The sequence below is a fragment of the Ruegeria sp. BHSA118 genome (assembly GCF_059613405.1).
The window spans coordinates 15,075-33,387 of the sequence record NZ_JBXWSM010000047.1 but is presented as its reverse complement, the minus strand read 5'-3'; the positions used below and the strand labels follow the sequence as shown (position 1 = coordinate 33,387).

General features: G+C 57.1%; 20 protein-coding genes and 1 tRNA gene. 5 read left to right on the top strand and 16 right to left on the bottom strand.

Going from position 1 to position 18,313, the window contains the following annotated elements:
- Window positions 1–1,181: helicase HerA-like domain-containing protein (locus AC2FNN_RS14595; RefSeq protein WP_496759259.1), on the bottom strand; the 1,181-nt coding region annotated here is incomplete at its 3' end.
- 448 nt (window positions 1,182–1,629) lie between these two features.
- On the opposite strand from AC2FNN_RS14595, the gene AC2FNN_RS14590 reads away from it, so the two are divergent.
- Entirely contained in the window at window positions 1,630–2,208 is a 579-nt protein-coding gene (locus AC2FNN_RS14590; protein ID WP_496759258.1) for an invasion associated locus B family protein, read from the top strand.
- 51 nt (window positions 2,209–2,259) lie between these two features.
- Here the strand turns inward: AC2FNN_RS14590 and AC2FNN_RS14585 are convergent, their stop codons facing one another.
- The 4 genes from AC2FNN_RS14585 to AC2FNN_RS14570 are packed head-to-tail and all read right to left on the bottom strand — an operon-like array spanning window position 2,260 to window position 6,501.
- Complete coding sequence (locus AC2FNN_RS14585) at window positions 2,260–3,468, bottom strand: beta-ketoacyl-[acyl-carrier-protein] synthase family protein (protein ID WP_496759257.1); 1,209 nt, start codon at window positions 3,466–3,468, stop codon at window positions 2,260–2,262.
- A gap of 9 nt (window positions 3,469–3,477) precedes the next feature.
- Window positions 3,478–3,735: an acyl carrier protein gene (locus AC2FNN_RS14580; protein WP_496759256.1), complete on the bottom strand. Its 258-nt coding sequence runs from the start codon at window positions 3,733–3,735 to the stop codon at window positions 3,478–3,480.
- A 32-nt stretch (window positions 3,736–3,767) separates the two neighbouring features.
- Window positions 3,768–4,859 carry a UDP-3-O-(3-hydroxymyristoyl)glucosamine N-acyltransferase gene (lpxD, locus tag AC2FNN_RS14575; protein WP_496759255.1) on the bottom strand — a complete coding sequence of 364 codons (1,092 nt, stop codon included), beginning with the start codon at window positions 4,857–4,859 and terminating at the stop codon, window positions 3,768–3,770.
- 34 nt (window positions 4,860–4,893) lie between these two features.
- A complete protein-coding gene (locus tag AC2FNN_RS14570) occupies window positions 4,894–6,501 on the bottom strand; it encodes a L,D-transpeptidase family protein (protein WP_496759254.1) in 1,608 nt (535 codons plus the stop codon).
- A 351-nt stretch (window positions 6,502–6,852) separates the two neighbouring features.
- Between AC2FNN_RS14570 and mepK the strand changes: the two genes are divergently transcribed.
- Window positions 6,853–7,422: a peptidoglycan L,D-endopeptidase MepK gene (mepK, locus tag AC2FNN_RS14565; RefSeq protein ID WP_496759253.1), complete on the top strand. Its 570-nt coding sequence runs from the start codon at window positions 6,853–6,855 to the stop codon at window positions 7,420–7,422.
- A 54-nt stretch (window positions 7,423–7,476) separates the two neighbouring features.
- On the opposite strand, the gene AC2FNN_RS14560 is transcribed toward mepK, so the two are convergent.
- The 11 genes from AC2FNN_RS14560 to iscR all read right to left on the bottom strand — a co-directional run bounded on the left by AC2FNN_RS14560 (window position 7,477) and on the right by iscR (window position 15,972).
- Window positions 7,477–8,013, bottom strand: a complete 537-nt coding sequence (locus tag AC2FNN_RS14560; RefSeq protein WP_496759252.1) for a hypothetical protein — start codon at window positions 8,011–8,013, stop codon at window positions 7,477–7,479.
- Between the two features lie 144 nt (window positions 8,014–8,157).
- Window positions 8,158–8,234: transfer RNA gene (locus tag AC2FNN_RS14555), tRNA-Arg, on the bottom strand.
- Window positions 8,235–8,311: 77 nt separating this feature from the next.
- Window positions 8,312–9,532, bottom strand: a complete 1,221-nt coding sequence (locus AC2FNN_RS14550; protein ID WP_496759251.1) for a cysteine desulfurase — start codon at window positions 9,530–9,532, stop codon at window positions 8,312–8,314.
- Window positions 9,533–9,544: 12 nt separating this feature from the next.
- Window positions 9,545–10,111 (bottom strand): YIP1 family protein, encoded by a 567-nt coding sequence (locus AC2FNN_RS14545; protein ID WP_171168083.1) that lies wholly within the window; start codon window positions 10,109–10,111, stop codon window positions 9,545–9,547.
- The gene (locus tag AC2FNN_RS14540) at window positions 10,108–10,593 is read right to left on the bottom strand and encodes a YIP1 family protein (RefSeq protein WP_496759250.1); all 486 of its coding nucleotides are present in this window, start codon (window positions 10,591–10,593) and stop codon (window positions 10,108–10,110) included. The genes AC2FNN_RS14545 and AC2FNN_RS14540 overlap by 4 nt, the downstream gene beginning before the upstream one ends.
- The gene (locus AC2FNN_RS14535) at window positions 10,593–11,873 is read right to left on the bottom strand and encodes a SufB/SufD family protein (RefSeq protein WP_496759249.1); all 1,281 of its coding nucleotides are present in this window, start codon (window positions 11,871–11,873) and stop codon (window positions 10,593–10,595) included. Before AC2FNN_RS14535 ends, AC2FNN_RS14540 begins: the two co-directional genes overlap by 1 nt.
- A complete protein-coding gene (gene sufC / locus AC2FNN_RS14530; RefSeq protein WP_152458012.1) occupies window positions 11,873–12,628 on the bottom strand; it encodes a Fe-S cluster assembly ATPase SufC in 756 nt (251 codons plus the stop codon). Before sufC ends, AC2FNN_RS14535 begins: the two co-directional genes overlap by 1 nt.
- Window positions 12,629–12,677: 49 nt before the next feature.
- On the bottom strand, window positions 12,678–12,881 hold the full coding sequence (locus AC2FNN_RS14525) for a hypothetical protein (protein ID WP_496759248.1): 204 nt from the start codon (window positions 12,879–12,881) through the stop codon (window positions 12,678–12,680).
- On the bottom strand, window positions 12,881–14,401 hold the full coding sequence (gene sufB, locus AC2FNN_RS14520) for a Fe-S cluster assembly protein SufB (RefSeq protein ID WP_496759247.1): 1,521 nt from the start codon (window positions 14,399–14,401) through the stop codon (window positions 12,881–12,883). Before sufB ends, AC2FNN_RS14525 begins: the two co-directional genes overlap by 1 nt.
- Window positions 14,402–14,419: 18 nt before the next feature.
- Entirely contained in the window at window positions 14,420–15,463 is a 1,044-nt protein-coding gene (locus tag AC2FNN_RS14515; protein WP_496759246.1) for a cysteine desulfurase family protein, read from the bottom strand.
- A gap of 50 nt (window positions 15,464–15,513) precedes the next feature.
- Window positions 15,514–15,972: a Fe-S cluster assembly transcriptional regulator IscR gene (gene iscR, locus AC2FNN_RS14510; RefSeq protein ID WP_496759245.1), complete on the bottom strand. Its 459-nt coding sequence runs from the start codon at window positions 15,970–15,972 to the stop codon at window positions 15,514–15,516.
- A 181-nt stretch (window positions 15,973–16,153) separates the two neighbouring features.
- Here iscR and AC2FNN_RS14505 point away from each other — a divergent pair, with 181 nt between their 5' ends.
- Genes AC2FNN_RS14505 through AC2FNN_RS14495 form a run of 3 tightly spaced genes read left to right on the top strand, consistent with a single transcriptional unit; the run spans window position 16,154 to window position 18,212 of the window.
- Window positions 16,154–16,807 carry an alpha/beta hydrolase gene (locus AC2FNN_RS14505; protein ID WP_152458017.1) on the top strand — a complete coding sequence of 218 codons (654 nt, stop codon included), beginning with the start codon at window positions 16,154–16,156 and terminating at the stop codon, window positions 16,805–16,807.
- Window positions 16,807–17,052 carry a hypothetical protein gene (locus tag AC2FNN_RS14500; RefSeq protein WP_152458018.1) on the top strand — a complete coding sequence of 82 codons (246 nt, stop codon included), beginning with the start codon at window positions 16,807–16,809 and terminating at the stop codon, window positions 17,050–17,052. Before AC2FNN_RS14505 ends, AC2FNN_RS14500 begins: the two co-directional genes overlap by 1 nt.
- The gene (locus AC2FNN_RS14495) at window positions 17,049–18,212 is read left to right on the top strand and encodes an HD domain-containing protein (RefSeq protein WP_496759244.1); all 1,164 of its coding nucleotides are present in this window, start codon (window positions 17,049–17,051) and stop codon (window positions 18,210–18,212) included. Before AC2FNN_RS14500 ends, AC2FNN_RS14495 begins: the two co-directional genes overlap by 4 nt.
- The last annotated feature ends 101 nt before the right edge of the window (window positions 18,213–18,313 follow it).

Here is an 18,313-nt window from a genome sequence, read left to right as displayed (position 1 = left end):
AACTGGGACCCCGGCGGACGAATCAATGTGCGCTCGACAATTCCGGGAACGCCTTTCTTCTGAAGCATCGACGTGACAGCCTCACCAACGCCCACCTCACGGATTGCGGCTTCGGTGTCGAAGGCGGGGTTTTCGCGATAGGTTTCCGCCGCCAGACGCAGGTTCTTTCTGTCACGCGCCGTGAAGGCCCGCAAAGCGTGCTGAACGCGATTGCCCAACTGCCCCAGAATATCCTCGGGAATATCGGCGGGATTCTGGGAGATGAAATAGACCCCCACCCCTTTGGACCGGATCAGGCGGGCAACCTGCTCGACCTTGTCCACCAGCACTTTCGGAGCGCCGTCAAACAGCAGATGCGCCTCGTCGAAGAAGAACACCAGCTTGGGTTTTTCCGGATCACCAACTTCGGGAAGCTCCTCAAACAACTCGCTCAGCAGCCACAACAGGAACGTCGCATACAGCCGTGGCGCGGCCATCAGTTTGTCCGAAGCAAGGATGTTCACCATCCCCTGCCCGTTTTCGTCGGTGCGCATCAGATCGGACAGATCCAGTGCGGGTTCTCCAAACAGCTTTGTTCCACCCTGGTTTTCCAGCACCAGCAAACGCCGCTGGATCGCACCTATCGAAGATGTCGATACATTGCCATATCGCAGTGAAAGCTGGGCCCGGTTCTCGCCGATCCAGACCAGCAGCGCCTGAAGGTCCTTGAGATCCAGAAGAGGCATTCCCTCTTCATCGGCCACGCGGAACGCGATGTTCAGGATGCCTTCCTGTGCTTCGCTCAAATCCATCAACCGGGACAGCAGCAACGGGCCCATTTCAGTGACCGTCGTCCGCACCGGATGGCCCTGTTCGCCAAAAAGATCCCAGAACGTAACCGGGCAGGCAGAATAGACAAAATCGTCATATCCAATGCGTTTGGCGCGATCCATGAATGCCTGGTGCAGTTTATGCGCGTCGTTTCCGGGCAAAGCCAAGCCCGACAAATCACCTTTGACATCGGACAGAAACACCGGAACTCCGGCTTGGGAAAACCCTTCCGCGAGGATTTGCAGCGTCACGGTCTTACCAGTCCCGGTGGCGCCGGCAATCAGCCCATGGCGGTTGGCATATTTCAGCGCCAGTTCCTGCGGCTGGCCATGGCCCTCGCCTCCGCCACCCAAAAATATATTCTTGCCCATTAACATTGCCTTATGTTTCACCGATCCATGACCAGCATACAAAGTTAACCTTTGACTGCGATAGTCAATTTGCCCCGCGTTTGTTTCCCTCACGTGGGGCAGACTTCCTCCCTGTCGACTGGCCGTGCCTTCGGGCACGGCTTTTTTGCAGGTTCAAAAATGGTTTCAAAGCTCTGACCGCAGTATTAAAATTTGACGATAGCTGTTGACCCGTCTGCGACCCTCTCGTAGGGTTTGCGCATAAATAAGTCGGCCAGTCCGACGGGGAGAACCTTTTGGAAAAGAGAGCTGGCTTATTCAGCTCTCTTTTTCTGTCTCAGGGCAGGTCGTTTCCGGTGTTCTGGCAAGAATCCGTTCACGTTCAGACCAGCCGTTCTGTTAGTGCCTGACACCAGTTCAGAAGAGTGTTAAACGAAGCAAAAAGCTCAAGCATCAAATCGAGGCATTCATGATCAAGAAAATCCTCTCGCTAAGTACAGTGGCGGCAATTCTTCTATGTGGCGCAGCTTATGCGCAGGACACAACGACCCCCGAACCGGACAACGGTCTCGATTTGGGTCAGGAAGGCCCGCGCCCCGGAGAACAGTTCGTCAAGGAAAAGTTCGGCGAATGGGACCTCTCCTGCATCAAGGCGCAGCAAGGCGAAGACCCGTGCGCCATCGTTCAGATCCTGAAGGGCAACCAGGGTGATCCGATAGCTGAGGTGTCGATTGGAAGACTGCCCGAGGGCGGCGCGGCAGTTGCTTGGGCGAATGTGATCGTTCCGTTGGAAACACTACTGCAAGCTCAGCTCGCCCTGTCCATCGATGGTGCGCCGCGCAAACTGTACAACTATCATCATTGCTTGCCCGTTGGCTGCGTCGCACAGCTGGGCCTGAGCCAAGGCGATATCGATGCAATGAAAGCTGGCACCAAGGCGACCTTCTCGCTGGTTCCGGCCCGCTTCCCTGATCAGGTACTGGAGATGGAGATGTCGTTGTCCGGCTTTACGTCCGGCTATGACACCCTGACCGTCAACGCGAACTGAGGGTGCATTTACGATTGCGCCGCCGCACCCAGTGCGGTGGCGCTTCGCGCATCAAATCCGCTTCAGCGCCAAAACCGCATTCAGCCCGCCAAAGGCGAACGCATTGCTGAGCGCGACGTCAACTTTGGCTTCCCGAGCTTCGTTCGGTACAACATCAAGCGCGCATTCCGGATCGGGTTCCTCGTATCCGATAGTGGGTGCAATCACACCGTCCCGCAGCGCCATGATACATGCCAACAGTTCCACTGCACCGGTTCCACCAATCAGGTGACCATGCATGGATTTGGTCGACGATATCATCAGGTCGTCAGCATGTGGCCCAAAAACATCCGCCACGGCGGCACATTCGGTTTTGTCATTCGCAGCCGTCCCGGTGCCATGCGCGTTGATATAACCCACATCGCTTGCATTCAATCTGGCATCAGCCAAGGCACCTGACATGGCCCGCGAAGCCCCTTGCTTGCTGGGCATCACGATATCAGACGCATCCGACGACATGGCAAAACCAACGACTTCGCACATGATCTCGGCGCCGCGGGCGCTGGCGTGTTCGTATTCCTCGAAAACAAAGATACCGGCTCCTTCGCCCTGTACCATTCCGTTGCGGTTGGCGCTGAACGGCCGGCACGCATCCTTGGACATGACGCGCAGCCCTTCCCAGGCCTTGACGCCTCCAAAGCACAACATGGATTCGGACCCGCCTGTGATCATGACCGGAGCGATGCCGCTTCGGACCATCTGAAAGGCCTGTGCCATGGCATGGTTCGACGACGCGCAGGCGGTCGACACGGTAAAGCTGGGGCCTTTGAGGTTGTGTTCCATGGAAACATGGCTGGCCGCCGCATTGTTCATGAGTTTGGGAACAACAAACGGGTGTACCCGATTCTTTCCGTCCTCATAAACCGAGCGATAATTGTCATCCCAGGTGGATACGCCACCGCCGGCTGTCCCCAGAACAACACCTGATTTTGCGGCCAACTCTCCGTGAAACTCGATGCCGGACTGATCGATGGCCTCTTTGGCGGCTGTCAGAGTAAACTGAGTGAACCGGTCGTACAGAGACATCTGCTGACGGTTGAACCGACCTTCAGCCTCAAAGCCGCGAACCTGCCCGCCGATCTTGATGGCCAACCGATCTACGTCCCGAAATTCCAGTTCCGAGATGCCGCAACGGCCTTCGCGCATGGCTTCCAGCGTGTCAGGAACCGAATGGCCCAGTGAATTGATCGTACCTGCGCCGGTAATGACAACACGTTTCATGAGCGTCAGTCAGACCTTTTCCGACACGAGCTTTTCGATCCCGGAAATGATCGCAGCGACATTGGATATGTCAAAATCGTTGGCCTCGGGTTCATTGGCGTTGAACGGAATTGAAATGTCGAACTCTTCCTCGATGGCGAATATGCATTCGACCAGACCAAGGCTGTCGATTCCCAGATCTTCCAGCGTGCTTTCGGGCGTCACATCCGATGGCTCCAGCACGGCCTGCTCTGCAATGATTGCGATGACGCGGTCGCTGATGCTCATGTCGATCCCCTGATTTTCAGTTTGACGATGATTTAATCGCTTGGGGTCTGTTTGAAAACAGCCTTTTTCAATGCCTCAACGTCGCGTGCCATTCGGGGCAGTCGGCGCTGCGCTTTGTAGACATCGGTATGGGTCTCCATTTTGATGCCCGGATACCCCATGATGACGCGCCCGGCGGGCACATTTGACAGAATCTTCGTGCCCCCACCCGAAATGACGCCATCCCCTATGAAAATATTGTCGACCACTCCGGTCTGACCACCCAGAACGACGTTGTTGCCGATCTCGACCGAGCCGGACACACCCGTCTGACCGCACAGCAGACAATCCCGCCCGACGCGGGTGTTGTGCCCGACATGGACAAGATTATCCAGCTTGGTGCCATCACCGATCCGCGTGTTGCGGATAGTTCCGTTGTCGACAGTGCAATTGGCGCCAACCTCGACATCATCACCGATCTCAACCGCGCCCAATGAATGGATGCGAAGCCAGCTTTGGGCCTTGGCGTCGCCCTGATCGCCCAACGTTTTGCGGGCGTTCTCAGCGCCCGAGACCTCGGGGGTCACGAAACTGAACCCGTCACTTCCAATCCTTGCGCCGGGCTGCGCGATAAACCGATCCCCGATTTGCGCGCGCGCGCCAATGCTGACCATTTCCCGCAACAGGGCCTGTTCGCCCAGAATGGCATCCATTCCCACCACGCAATGTGCTCCGATGACCGAGCCCGAACCAATTCGCGCCCGCGCACCAACAACGGTCAGCGGGCCTATCGCCACGTCAGATCCGATTTCGGCCGTTGGATCGATAACCGCGGAAGGGTGAATGCCCGGTTCAACCCCTTGCCCGCGATCCAGCATTGCGGTGATCCCCGCCATCGCCATGCGCGGACGCTTCACGAAAATGGCCGCTCGCAACCCCATGGCCTGCCAATCTGCGCCTTCCCACAGAACGGCGGCGCGCGCTTCCCCTTTCGAAAGCGCTTCGGCGTATTTCGGAGACATGGCCATGGCCAGATCGGTTGGGCCGGCATCGCCCGGTTCGGCCGCCCGCACGATCGTCAGGCCACCGTCGCCTTGGCATTCAGCACCCAAAGCGTCGGCGATTTGTTGAATGGTAAACTGCATCTCGGGCTTCCTTTTGGCAGGATTTGCCCTGTGCTTAACTCTGAACGTCCGGCAGGGCCACCCCTGCCTTTTGCAGGGCCTCCCAAATCTTGCCGTCCCGGCCATAGACATCGCGGCGATACTGCACCTCGCCTTTTGGCCCGACATATGCCGTTCGATAGATCAGGTGGACCGGAACTTTTTGTTCCAAATTGACCTTGGTTTCCTTTCCCGTGCTCAGAACACGATGAAAGAATGCCTTGGGGTCCTCTTCCTGTTTGGCCAGCAACGCATAGGCAAATTCGAAAGGCTGCGCCAGCCGGATGCAGCCGTGCGAGAACGCCCGCACCTCACGCGCGAACAGGCTTTTCTGAGGCGTATCATGCAGATAGATATTGTACTTGTTGGGGAACATGAACTTGACCAGCCCCAAAGCATTGCTTTTGCTGGGCGGCTGGCGCATCGCAAAAGGAAAGCTCCGAGCGGTGAACTGATTGAAATCAACCGCCCCGCGATTGACCTGCCGCCCCCTGCTGTCCGTGATCTGAATATGACCGACCGCGTTGGGGTTCGCTTTCAGCTTCGGCAGGTATTCCTTGGTGATGATCGAGCGCGGAACATACCAGCTGGGGTTTATCACCATATGCTCCATCAAATCCGAGAACTCCGGGCTGCGGCGGTCATGCGTGTTCTTGCCGATCACCGCACGGGTTTCAAAGGTGACTTGCCCGTCATCCACGATCTTTGCCGAAAAATCTGTCTGGTTGACAAGGATATGACGTGCGCCGCGTTCCCGAGGCAACCAGCGTTCCCGTTCCAAAGCGACATATACAGCCTTGAGCCGGTCAACGGCCGGGCGATTCAACTCGGCAATCGTGCCCTTGCCTGCAACGCCATCGGCTTCCAATCCATGAGCGAGCTGAAAGGCTCTGACCCCTTCCAGCAGCGCGGCGTCGAAGGACGGGCTGGCCGATGGTTTCATATAGCCCATCAACACCAGCCGATTGCGCAGCTTCACGACATTGGGCCCGGTATCCCCGAATTCCAACTTGGTTTCCGGGACAGTCGTCCCCCAACCGCCCTGATCTATCAAGGCCTGAAGCGCCAGCTTCTGCTTCATCAGAGCCCGGTACTGACGGGTTTGAGGAGCCAGCTGCGCAAAATACGCGGTGCCATGTATGTTCAGGCCGTTCAGATGCTCGGCCGCGCTGCGACGATCCACCGACCGTACAAGTCCCTCGTCGATGTTGCCGGGTCGAGAAACACCCGAGTACAATGCGTCGGCAAATTCCACGAAAACCCGGCTCAGTTCCGCTTCAACGGCGCCAAGGTCGCGTGTCGAGCGTGCATCTTCCATTTTCTGCATCAAGGATGAAACTGTCGCATCGGCCCGCGGCAGACCGTGCAGATGCGCGTGTGACAGTGCCTGGATCAATGCCGCCCGGCGTTCCATATGCTCATCGGATTCACCCACCCAAATCGGCGAAAACCCGTTTGTCCGGTAAAACTCCGCGATCTGCGATTCCCGTGGGGTATGTTCCGCGACGGCCATCTGAAACGCCGTGTTGTGCGCGGGTTCAGAGGTGGTGTTTGCCACACTGGCCGTGGCCGCAAAACAGGCGGCAAGCAGGATACTAGTACGGGTTCGGAAAACAGAAAGCATTGGATGGCCTTGGAATCAATGGCTTGGTTGGTGATATGTGCGTCGGACAACTATGAGTTTGACTGCGCAGCCTTGTCTATTCACAAATTCCTTACCAAATTGCTTCTGTTGTCGTCTGATGCGTGTTTGCATCGGCCCGGTGGCGCGCAGTCCACACCTGCAAATTTTCTGCGCCCGGCTGTGACATTTGCGCAAAAATCTGCCGAAAATTCCCCCTTGAAAAGGTGACTGTGAAACACTTCTTGGCCGTCGAATCCGATTGTGTCATAAATCCCGCATCTGGGATGGGAAAAAATTAAGACAGCGCGCGTAACATCGTGCGCAGGCAGGAACAGTACGGGACGAACCAAAATGACCAAGAGCAGTTCCTCGGGCTTGACCCGACGTGCCCTATTGGGTGCGTTTGCAGCAACAGCAGTCGCAGCAGCACCCACCTACTCCAATGCAGCAGGCTTTTTGCGCGGCGGTGGCGATATCCGTCGCATTCGCATGTATTCCGGTCGCACGGGCGAACGGGTGGACATGATTTATTGGGTCGATGGTAAGTATATCAAGGACGCTGTCAAAGAAGTGAACCATTTCATGCGTGATTGGCGCACGGATCAGGTAAAATCCATCGATTTACGCACGATTGATATCATGGCGGCATCACACAACCTTCTGGATGTCAACGAACCTTATATGTTGCTGTCGGGCTATCGCTCTCCACAGACCAACGCCATGCTCCGCACCCGCTCTCGCGGCGTCGCCCGTAAATCGCTTCACATGAAGGGACAAGCGGCAGACCTGCGCCTGGCGTCCCGCTCCGTCTCGCAGATGGCTAAGGCTGCTATGTCATGCCGGGCCGGCGGTGTCGGTCAATACTATGGGTCCAATTTCGTGCATATGGACTGCGGCGTCGTCCGCACCTGGCGCGGCTAAGACAGCGACCTCGCGATCTCGGCCTGTCTGACACGAGCTTGCCGGGAAGGCCGGCTACATCCCTGCGTCTCCGCCTCCGCCGCCGGCATCCCCGCCTCCGGTATCATTGCTGGAACCTGTTTCCGTAGCGGCGCTGTTCTCACGGGTCTTTTCATCGTCGATATCAGAGGCAGTATTGGAACTGGAAGTACTGTTGCCTTCTGACTCCTCATCGCTGTCGGGTTCTTCATCGTCGGTCAGCTTACTAAGGATGAACGCCAGAATTACGGCGACCACGATCCAACCTAAAAGGCTATAGAGTGAAAACCCCGTAATTGTGCTGCCCAACAGGACCACAATCACGACGGCTATCAACGTTTTTTTTGACGAGATAACTTTCACGTTCTTTCCTCCGTTAAAGCTGACGCAAGCCAGCCTCGTTCGGAGAGTGTACATCAAGAAACCACGGACAGTGAGGTCAAGCCTCGAAAACGATCGTCGACTGCGATCAGCGTTCCCCCTCACCTTTTCTGTCTCATAAACAGCTTTCGCATCTGCCAAGGTGACCGCTGGTGGTTTAGCCTCAGGGCCATGGATGGCTTTGAGCAGCATGGGGTCAGACCCCAGCTTGTGCATCTCATCTGCCAGAACGTCCCTGAGGTCTTCATCACGATAGCCATGTGGTACTTTCCCTCCTGCAAAAGTGGTACAGAAGCGACTGTTTTTCCCAACAAACCTTAGAAATATGGCGATGTTTGGCGCACCTGAGAGGATTCGAACCTCTGGCCTCTGCCTTCGGAGGGCAGCGCTCTATCCAGCTGAGCTACAGGTGCCTTGGCCGTTAGCTAACCTTGTTCCAATCCGGGTGCAACTGAAAATCGTGATTGTTGCACCCTCTTTGAAACCAAAATCAGGCGAAAAGATCGTGCGCCAATTCAAGCGCTTCGATCAGCGTGTCGACCTCATCCGTCGTGTTATAGAGACCAAAGCTGGCACGACAGGTCGCCGTAACGCCCAGGTGATCCATAAGCGGGCCGGCGCAGTGATGACCGGCGCGGACGGCAACCCCTTTTTTGTCCAGAATGGTGGATACATCATGGGCATGGCCGGCCCCGTCCAGCGTAAAGCTGAAGATGGCTGCCTTGTCTGGCCGCGTGCCCTGAACCTGAAGCCAGTTGAGACCGTTCAGGCGATGCATGGCATAGTCCCGCAGGCCGGATTCATGGGCGGCAATGTTGTCCATTCCCAAATCCATCATGTATTCCAGCGCAACGCCCAGGCCGATGGTTTGGACAATGCCGGGTGTTCCGGCCTCGAATTTCATTGGCGGGTCGTTGTAGATCACCTGATCCTTGCTGACCTCTTTGATCATGTCACCGCCACCGACAAAGGGGCGCATCTCGGCCATGCGTTCGGACTTGATGTAGATCGCACCCGACCCCGACGGGCCATACAGCTTGTGGCCGGTGATGGCGTAAAAGTCGCAACCGATGTCCTGCACGTTCACCGGCATATGCACCGCGCCCTGACTGCCATCAACCAGCACCGGGACGCCCCTGGCGTGTGCCCCTTCGGTGATGGCTTTGACATCCACGACGGTACCCAGAACATTGGAGCATTGCGTCACGGCCACAAGTTTGGTTTTCGGGCCGATCGCATCGATCACCGCCTGCGGATCCAGCCCTCCGTCAGCGTCGACATCCACCCATTTCAGAACAACGCCCTGCCGTTCCCGCAGGAAATGCCAGGGCACGATGTTGGCGTGATGCTCCATGACGCTCAGGGCGATCTCATCTCCGGCTTCCAGGCGCGGCATGGCCCAGCCATAGGCAACAAGATTGATCCCTTCGGTCGTTCCGGAATTCAGAACGATCTCATCCTCGTTCGATGCCCCCAGGAAACGGGCGATGATGCCGCGAACAGCTTCGTATTTCTCGGTCGACAGATTGGAAAGATAGTGCAATCCACGGTGAACATTCGAATACTCTTCGGAATAGGCACGGGTCACCGCATCGATGACGACCTGAGGCTTTTGAGCCGACGCCCCGTTGTCCAGATAGGTCAACGGCTTGCCATTCACCTGACGTGACAGGATCGGAAAGTCAGAGCGGATTTTCTGCACATCATACATGATACTGTTTTCCTAGACAGGCGCGGCCGGTGTTAAATACAGGACGAAGGGAACCGCAATCAGGGCTGACAACAGAATTACGGCGAAGGACTTCCAAAGGGATCCGAATTGATGCGCTTCGTTCAGGAAATGAAGCGTGATGTAAAGGCTCAGGATCGCCGTCGCGAACAGCATCATCATCATCAGAAACGGCATCGTCAGGCTTAGGACCAGGGTCATGACCAAGGCCACGATTTGCAGGAACTGCAACCACACTGTCAAAACCATCAGATCGTCAAAGCTTGCTTTGCCGCCTATCGCTTTTCCGACGACGAAAAACGCGAGGATGCTCAGCAGCATTGCTCCGGCGGATCGCAGCAAAACAACGGGGATACTTTCAGGAGGCGGTGCGATTTGACCCTGCGGCACGGGGACCGACAAATCGATTCCCAACTGCACGAGACAGTTCAAAACCACTGCCAGCGCAAAGGCCAACCACAACCCTTCCCGCCCCGGTTTCAGGGACAATAGCTGGCGTGCGGCTTGGTCGGGGCTTCTGATCGTCAGAACCGCCAGAGCGCCAAGGGAATTGATAGTCATGCAGCGGACCTTTGTACTTGTCTCAGACCGGATAACCAGAACCAGACAAAAACGGCAACCCAGGCGATGCCCACAATTGTCAAAGCGGGCCCGGGCCCGATGAACCCGGCAACCAGACCATTTAACAAGACCAGGGGGGCGGATGCCAACAACGCCCAGAACAGGGCCAGCCGTGCGCCATAGGCCGAACCCTGCCCGCCCGCCATCCGCGCCGCCCAATAGGAAACCAGCGCCAACGAGTAGAAAAACAAAGGCAATATGAACACCGACCCCAGCAAGGCGCCGCCCAGAAGCATGTTCAGCTCAACGCCTTCAATGTGCGCTTTGCGGGCAAGGCTGGGCATTTGCGCGACAAAGGCCACCACGCAAAAGGCCATGACAAACACCAGCGCCCTGTCTTCCCGCTGACCCATTTCAAGAAGCCGGCGCACCACGCGCCCCGGCCCCCGGTATGTGGCCAATATGTCAGACGAGACAGCCATCAGCCACGACGCGCCAGCCACCCTTCCAGACGGCTTACGATCTCTTCCGCCAAGGCGCTGTCTTCGATCTCATCCACCGCTTCGGCAAGAAAGGCCAAAGTCAGCATGTTGGTCGCATCTTTGACCGGCACGCCACGGGACCGCAGATAGAACAGCGCGGTTTCGTCGATCGCACCCGAGGTCGAGCCATGCGAACACGCCACGTCATCAGCATAGATCTCAAGCTCGGGCTTGGCGAGGAACTGGCTGTCATCATCCAGAAGCAGCGATTGGCTGATCTGGTAACCGTCGGTCTTTTGGGCGCCTTCCTTCACGAGGATCTTGCCCTGAAATACGCCGGTCGCCCCGTTGCGCAGAACTTTCTTGAACACCTGACGGCTTTCACAGTTTACCGCGTCATGGGTGATGAAGACCGTGTCGTCATGATGAAAGTCACCATCGCCCACACAGGCCCCGGCCACATGGGCGACCGCGTCATCGCCTGTCAGCTCGACGACCTGCTCATTGCGGGTCAGCACGCCATTCACGGTCAAAGTGAAAGATTTATATACCGATTCCGTGCCCAGACGGGTGAACATATGGGTCGCGGCCCGGCGTTCATGGTCCCTGCCCTGCGCACGCACGTGATGCAGCGTGCCCTTGTCGGCGATGTCGATCTCCATGCACTTGTTGAAGCGTGACGCAGCCGGGCCGGTTTCCAGAATAGTGGCCTCGGCCCCGCTTTCCACGCGAACAACGTGGTGCAGGATCGCATCAGAGGTCGGCGACGCATGACGATAGATCAGGTTGATCGGTTTGGACGGTTTGCCGGTGACATGAATGGCCACACCATCCGACGCAAAGGCCGTATTCAGCGCCGCCAACGGGCGCTGGACCGGAGACTGACCGCGCGTCTCAAGCACGCCATACAGGTCTTTCGCCCAATGAATGTCCTTGCAGCAGATATCTTCGAGCCGGTCGATGGTCACGCCTTCCAGCGTCAGGTCGTCAGACTCTTCGGCGCTGAATTCACCGTCCACGAAGACGATATTCAGCCGGTTGAGCCCGCTGAACATCAGCGGCTCGTCATCGGCAAACACCGCCGCCGGAGGCGCGTCTGGTGAAACCAGAGTGTCCGGTTGAGTGTATTTCCAATATTCGTCACGCCGTCCAGGCAGACCGGATTCCAAAACACGCGCCAGCGCGTCTTCGCGCGCGGCGCGGGTGCATCCCGCGTCGGGCATGGTCAAGGCAGACAGCCGGGCCTCGGTCGCGGATTGTTTGACTTCGGGCAAGGCCATCAGTTCACCTCGGCAAGAATGTCGGCATAACCGTTGTTTTCAACCTCAAGCGCCAGATCCGGGCCTCCGGTTTTGACAATGCGGCCATCGGCCATGATGTGCACGACGTCAGGTTTGATGTGATCCAGCAGGCGCTGATAATGGGTGATGACCAGGAAACCGCGACCTTCATCGCGCAGGGCATTCACACCTTCGGCGACCAGTTTCATCGCATCCACATCCAAACCCGAGTCGGTTTCGTCCATGATGCACATCTTGGGTTCCAGCATGGCCATTTGCAGGATCTCATTGCGCTTTTTCTCACCGCCCGAGAAGCCCACATTGACCGGACGCTTGAGCATATCCGCGTCGATCTTCAGGGTCTTGGCCTTGGCACGCACTTCCTTGAGGAAATCCGCGGCGGACAGCTCGTCCTCACCCCGCGCCTTGCGCTGTGCATTCACGGCGGTGCGCAGGAAGGTCATGTTGCCCACGCCCGGAATTTCGACCGGGTACTGGAACGCCAGAAACACGCCGGCAGCGGCGCGCTCTTCCGGTTCCATCTCCAGCAGGTCCTCGCCATCCAGCGTGGCAGAACCCTCGGTCACTTCGTACCCATCGCGGCCCGACAGCACGTAGCTGAGTGTTGACTTGCCTGACCCGTTCGGCCCCATGATCGCGTGTACCTTGCCGGCTTCAACCGTCAGGTCCACACCCTTTAGGATCTGCTTGTCTTCTTCTTCAAGTTTCACGTGCAGATTCTTGATTTCCAGCATTTTTTATCCTTTTGCGTATCGCAGGGGGCACCGGGCCCCCGAAACCTTTTTATCCCAGTAATTTGCGGATCAGACGCGCAACGATCCAACCCAGGATCGCCCCTCCGCCAACCGCCCATACCGGGTTGATGAATTCCATGTGGTTGGTGTTGACGTAAGCCATACCCAGCAGACCGCCAAGAACCGGCAACGCGTAACCCAGCCAGGTCAGCACGTCTTCTTTCCGGATGCCGCTTCGTGACGTCCGCGTCATCAGCCAACCGACCCTTCCAGCGAGATTGCCACCAGTTGCTGCGCTTCCATGGCGAACTCCATCGGCAGTGCTTGCAGAACGTCCTTACAGAAGCCGTTGACCACCAAAGCCACGGCCTCTTCTTCATCCATGCCGCGCTGACGGCAATAGAACAGCTGATCGTCATCAACCTTGGACGTCGTCGCCTCATGCTCAACACGGGAGGAGTTGTTCTTGACCTCGATATACGGAACCGTATGCGCGCCGCATTTGTCGCCGATCAGCAAACTGTCACACTGGGTATAGTTGCGGCTGTCCTTGGCCTTCGGGTGCATCGAGACCAGACCACGATAGGTGTTTTGCGCCTTGCCCGCACTGATGCCCTTGGACACGATGCGCGACTTGGTGTTCTTGCCCAGATGAACCATCTTGGTGCCGGTATCGGCCTGCTGATAGTTGTTGGCAATCGCGATCGAGTAGAACTCGCCTTGGCTTTCATTGCCGCGCAGGATGCAGGACGGGTATTTCCACGTCACGGCCGAGCCGGTTTCGACCTGCGTCCACATCACCTTGGACCGGTCGCCCCGGCAATCGGCGCGCTTGGTCACGAAGTTGTAGATGCCGCCCTTGCCGTTCTCATCACCCGGGAACCAGTTCTGAACGGTCGAGTATTTCACCTCGGCGTCTTCCTCGACAATGATCTCGACCACAGCCGCGTGTAACTGCGCGGTGTCGCGCTGGGGCGCGGTGCAGCCTTCCAAATAGGACACGTACGAGCCTTTGTCGGCGATGATCAGCGTGCGCTCGAACTGACCGGTGTTTTCGGCGTTGATGCGGAAATAGGTGCTCAGCTCCATCGGGCAGCGGACACCGGGCGGAATGTAGACGAAGGACCCATCCGAAAACACGGCCGAGTTCAAAGTCGCATAAAAGTTGTCCGACACCGGAACCACAGTGCCCAGATACTTCTTGACCAGCTCAGGATGTTCCTTGATCGCTTCTGAAATCGAACAGAAGATCACACCGGCCTTTTTCAGTTCGGCCTGAAAGGTCGTGCCGACGGACACCGAGTCAAACACCGCGTCAACTGCAACCTTTCGGCCCTCGGCCGGAGCATCCTCAGCACCATCAACGCCGGCCAGAATCATCTGTTCTTTCAGAGGGATACCAAGCTTTTCGTATGTGGCCAGCAGCTTGGGGTCGACATCGTCCAACGATTTGGGTTTCTCTTCCATCGATTTCGGACGCGCATAGTAATACTGGTCCTGAAAATCGATCTTTGGATAAGTGACCATGGCCCATTTCGGTTCTTCCATCTTGGTCCAGCGTTCAAACGCGGCCAGACGCCACTCGGTCATCCATTCCGGTTCTTCATTCTTTTCCGAGATCAGACGGACGATGTCCGGGTTCACACCTTTCGGCGCGTACTCCATTTCAATGTCCGTGTCCCAACCGTATTTATAGGTCCCGACCTCGCGCACCGCATCCACGGTTTCCTGATCGACACCCTCTTTCACCTGGGTCTGGTCCAAAGCGGCCATAACTTACCCTCCGTCAGATCACGCGGCGCGCGCGCGATGCTTTTTCTCTTTCTCAAGCCACGTTTCGGCGAAACGCAGCACATCTTCTTCCGTTGTCCGAGGTCCCAGCGATACGCGGATTGCGCTGCTGGCCGCTTCCTCGTCAAATCCCATGGCGGTAAGCACCGCGCTGGAACGAACCTTGCCGCTGGAACAGGCAGAGCCCGCACTGACGGCAAAACCCGACAGGTCCATCTGCATGACCTGGGTTTCACCCTTCCAACCGGGCGCAGCAAAACACAGGGTGTTCGGCAGGCGTCGCCGCCCTTTCCCGACAAAAATAGGTGATTTTACAGCGGCCTCAAGAGCGTTTTCTAGAATATTTCTAAATTCTTCGATCTGCTCCCAAACGCCATTGGCCAGGTCCCGCATCGCAGCTTCAGCTGCGGCGCCGAACCCCGCGATACCAATGACATTTTCGGTTCCTGACCTGCGGCCCATTTCCTGGCCGCCCCCCTTGATCTTCGCCGCCAGATCGGTTCCGCGTTGCATCACAACTGCACCGACCCCCTTTGGACCGCCCAGTTTATGCGCAGAGACCAGGGCCATCTGGGCATTCATCCAGTTGAACGCGGCGGGCAGCTTGCCAAAAGCCTGTGTGGCGTCTGTCACGGCCAGACCAGACGGCAGTGTTTGAACAATCCCTGTCTCAGAGTTTGCCAGTTGCAACGTCGACATTTCAGGCGCGGTTACCTGCACATCTCCGGACTCGGAAACCGAAAGATCCTCTTTGATCCAGGCTCTTACCGCGTCATGCTCAATCGCTGCGCCGTGCAACTGGCGCCCCGACAATGCCAGCGCCGCACCTTCGGTTGAACCCGATGTAAAGACGATATCCGCCCCATCCGCCCCAAAGGCAGATGCAACCTGAGCCCGTGCACGCTCGATCAGAGCTTTGGCGGCCCGACCTTCGGCATGAACCGACGAGGGGTTGCCGCAGACATCCATGGCCGCGATCATCGCGTCCCTCACTTCGGGACGCAGCGGCGTTGTTGCATTGTGATCCAGATAAACACGTTTCATGGATACATCTTTTTGCCGACAGACTTCATTTCATATCCCGCCCGTTCAGATCAATCATCTACAACAGAAAACAGGCTCGGCACTGCCGGGCACGGGGCGAGGTCGTTCTTGATCACATCTGACAAACGGGTTTGATGCAGGAACACATAGACATGCGCGCTGAGACTTTCCCAAAGCCGATTGGTCAACGATTGTGCGCGGCTGCCGGACGAGGCGCCGGACGCTCCGGCCCCTTTTTGCAGCGCATCAACGGTTTCGTCCACGGCCGCCAGAATTTCAACGACACGAATTTCCGATGCCGGGCGTGCCAGTCGATACCCGCCGCCGGGCCCCCGCACGGAGGACACCAAGTCCGCCCGGCGCAGTTTGACGAAGAGCTGCTCGAGATATGGCAACGAAATGTCCTGCCTCTCGGAGATTTCCCCGAGCGTCACCAATCGTTCCGTCGGCTGGAGCGCAATATCCGCCAGGGCGACCATTGCGTAACGCCCTTTGGTCGACAGCTTCATTCCTTGTCCCCTTTTAGCAGGATTTGCGCGAAATCATTGACGCCGACGTTGCCAGTGCGTATCTCCGACTGACAGCGCTGGTATGCGCCAAGCAATGTAATTAGAACCGTTCTAAGGTGTCCGACGATTATCGTCAAGTATATCCGGGCATCGGCACGAAAAAGACAGGACCAAAGCACACATGCCCGAGGTGATTTTTCCCGGACCCGAAGGCCGCCTGGAAGGCCGTTACCACCCGCAAAAGGAAAAAGACGCACCGATCGCCATCGTGCTTCACCCGCACCCTCAGTTCGGCGGGACCATGAACAACAAGGTGGTCTACAATCTGCACTATGCCTTCTACAACATGGGCTTCACCGTGTTGCGCTTTAACTTCCGCGGCGTCGGTCGCAGCCAGGGCGAGTATGATCAGGGCGTGGGCGAGTTGAGCGATGCGGCGTCGGCGCTGGATTACCTGCAATCGATGAACAACAATTCGAAACACTGCTGGGTCGCAGGTTTCTCGTTCGGTGCGTGGATCGGTATGCAACTGCTGATGCGCCGCCCCGAAATCACGGGGTTCATCAGTGTGTCGCCCCCCGCAAACATGTATGACTTTTCGTTCCTTGCCCCCTGCCCGTCTTCCGGCCTGATCATCAACGGCACGGCTGACAGGGTGGCGCCTCCGGCTGACACGACCTCGTTGGTGAACAAGCTGCACGAGCAGAAGGGCATCACCATCACGCACACCGAAGTGGAAGGTGCCGATCACTTCTTTCAGGATCGTCACATGGACACGCTGATCACCAATGTCAGCGACTATGTGAAACGCCGCCTGACCGAGAACACCCGCTGATGTCCGACACCATCACATCTCTTGCCGCCAAACTGGCCGAAGATACGATGAAGGTTATGGATGAGACGGGCGAAGACAGGTTCTTTGTCGAAGTTGGTGAAGTGCTGGGGGCCGCGTCTCAGTCACTGGAAGAGGCGTTTCTGACGGAAATTCGTGTTCGGTTGGCGGAACGGAAAGCCAGGCAGTTTGTGATCAAACGCTTGTCTGCGCATCGTGCAAAGCAAAAAGCGATCGAAAAGCAATGACCGACCGTATGTCGGCGCAGATCGCGTTTCTGAAACGGGCCGATGAACTGAAAATGGTCGAGCGGGCAAATGTCCTGCTTGACCAGTCGAGACCCGAAAATTCGGCAGAACACAGCTGGCATCTGGCCTTGTGGGCCCTGGTCATGGCCCCGTTGGCAGGGCCGGATGTTTCGATTGATCGGGTCATACGCATGCTATTGCTGCATGACCTGGTAGAGATCGTTGTCGGCGACCACCCAATTCACCTTGAGACCGATTGGACCTCGGTTGCCAAGGCCGAGCAAGCCGCAACCAAAGAGCTGTTTGGACTGTTGCCAAAGGATCAGGCCGATGTGTTTCACGCTCTCTGGCGTGAATTTGAAGAGGACCAGACCGCTGACGCCCGGTTTGCAAAGGTTCTGGATCGTTGTCAGCCACTGTTTCAGGTTCTGTGTGCCCCGAACCCCGATCCGGATCACGTGGACATAGCGCGTTCAAATCTCGAAGGCGGTCGCGCCGCCTATCTGGAACAGGTATTTCCACTGGCCTACGAGCACGCCGCAAACCTTCTGGCTGGTGCAGATACGCAAGCCAACGCGTTTACGCAACGGCTGGCGTTTCTGACCGAAGCTGATCAGCTGAAGTCCGTTCTGCGTGCCTCGCGGCTGATGGCGGGTGATCGTTTCGAAAACTCGGCAGAACACTCGTGGCACATCATGCTCTATGCTTGGGTCCTGGCTGAAAATGCGCCTATAGGGATCACTGTTGATAGGGTCCTTCAGATGTTGTTGCTGCACGATATCGTCGAAATCGACGCCGGCGACAATCCGATCCACGGGCAAGTCGATCACGCAGCGCAAGCAGCCAAGGAACAAGCGGCGGCCAAACGTTTGTTCGGGCTGCTGCCCGACACGCAATGCAACACCTTCACAACCCTGTGGCAGGAATTTGAAGCGGCAGACAGCCCGGACGCCAGGTTCGCCAAAGCCGTTGATCGTTTTCAGACACCTGTCGCCAATCTGGAAACAGGTGGCGGGTCGTGGGTCGATTACAAGGTTACATATGCCCAGCTTGAGGCGCGCGTGCAGCCTGCGATTACAGCAGGTTCTCCTCGGCTGTGGGATTGGCTGCAACCGCAACTGGCAGCACACTTCCAAAGCGTCGAGACTGTACACCCCTAGGCAGAAAAGAAAAAAGGAGCCCGACGGCTCCTTTTTCCCTGCTAAGCTCTACGTGGTATTTAAAAAACACTACTACCATCAAACTGTTGAACCATGTTGGC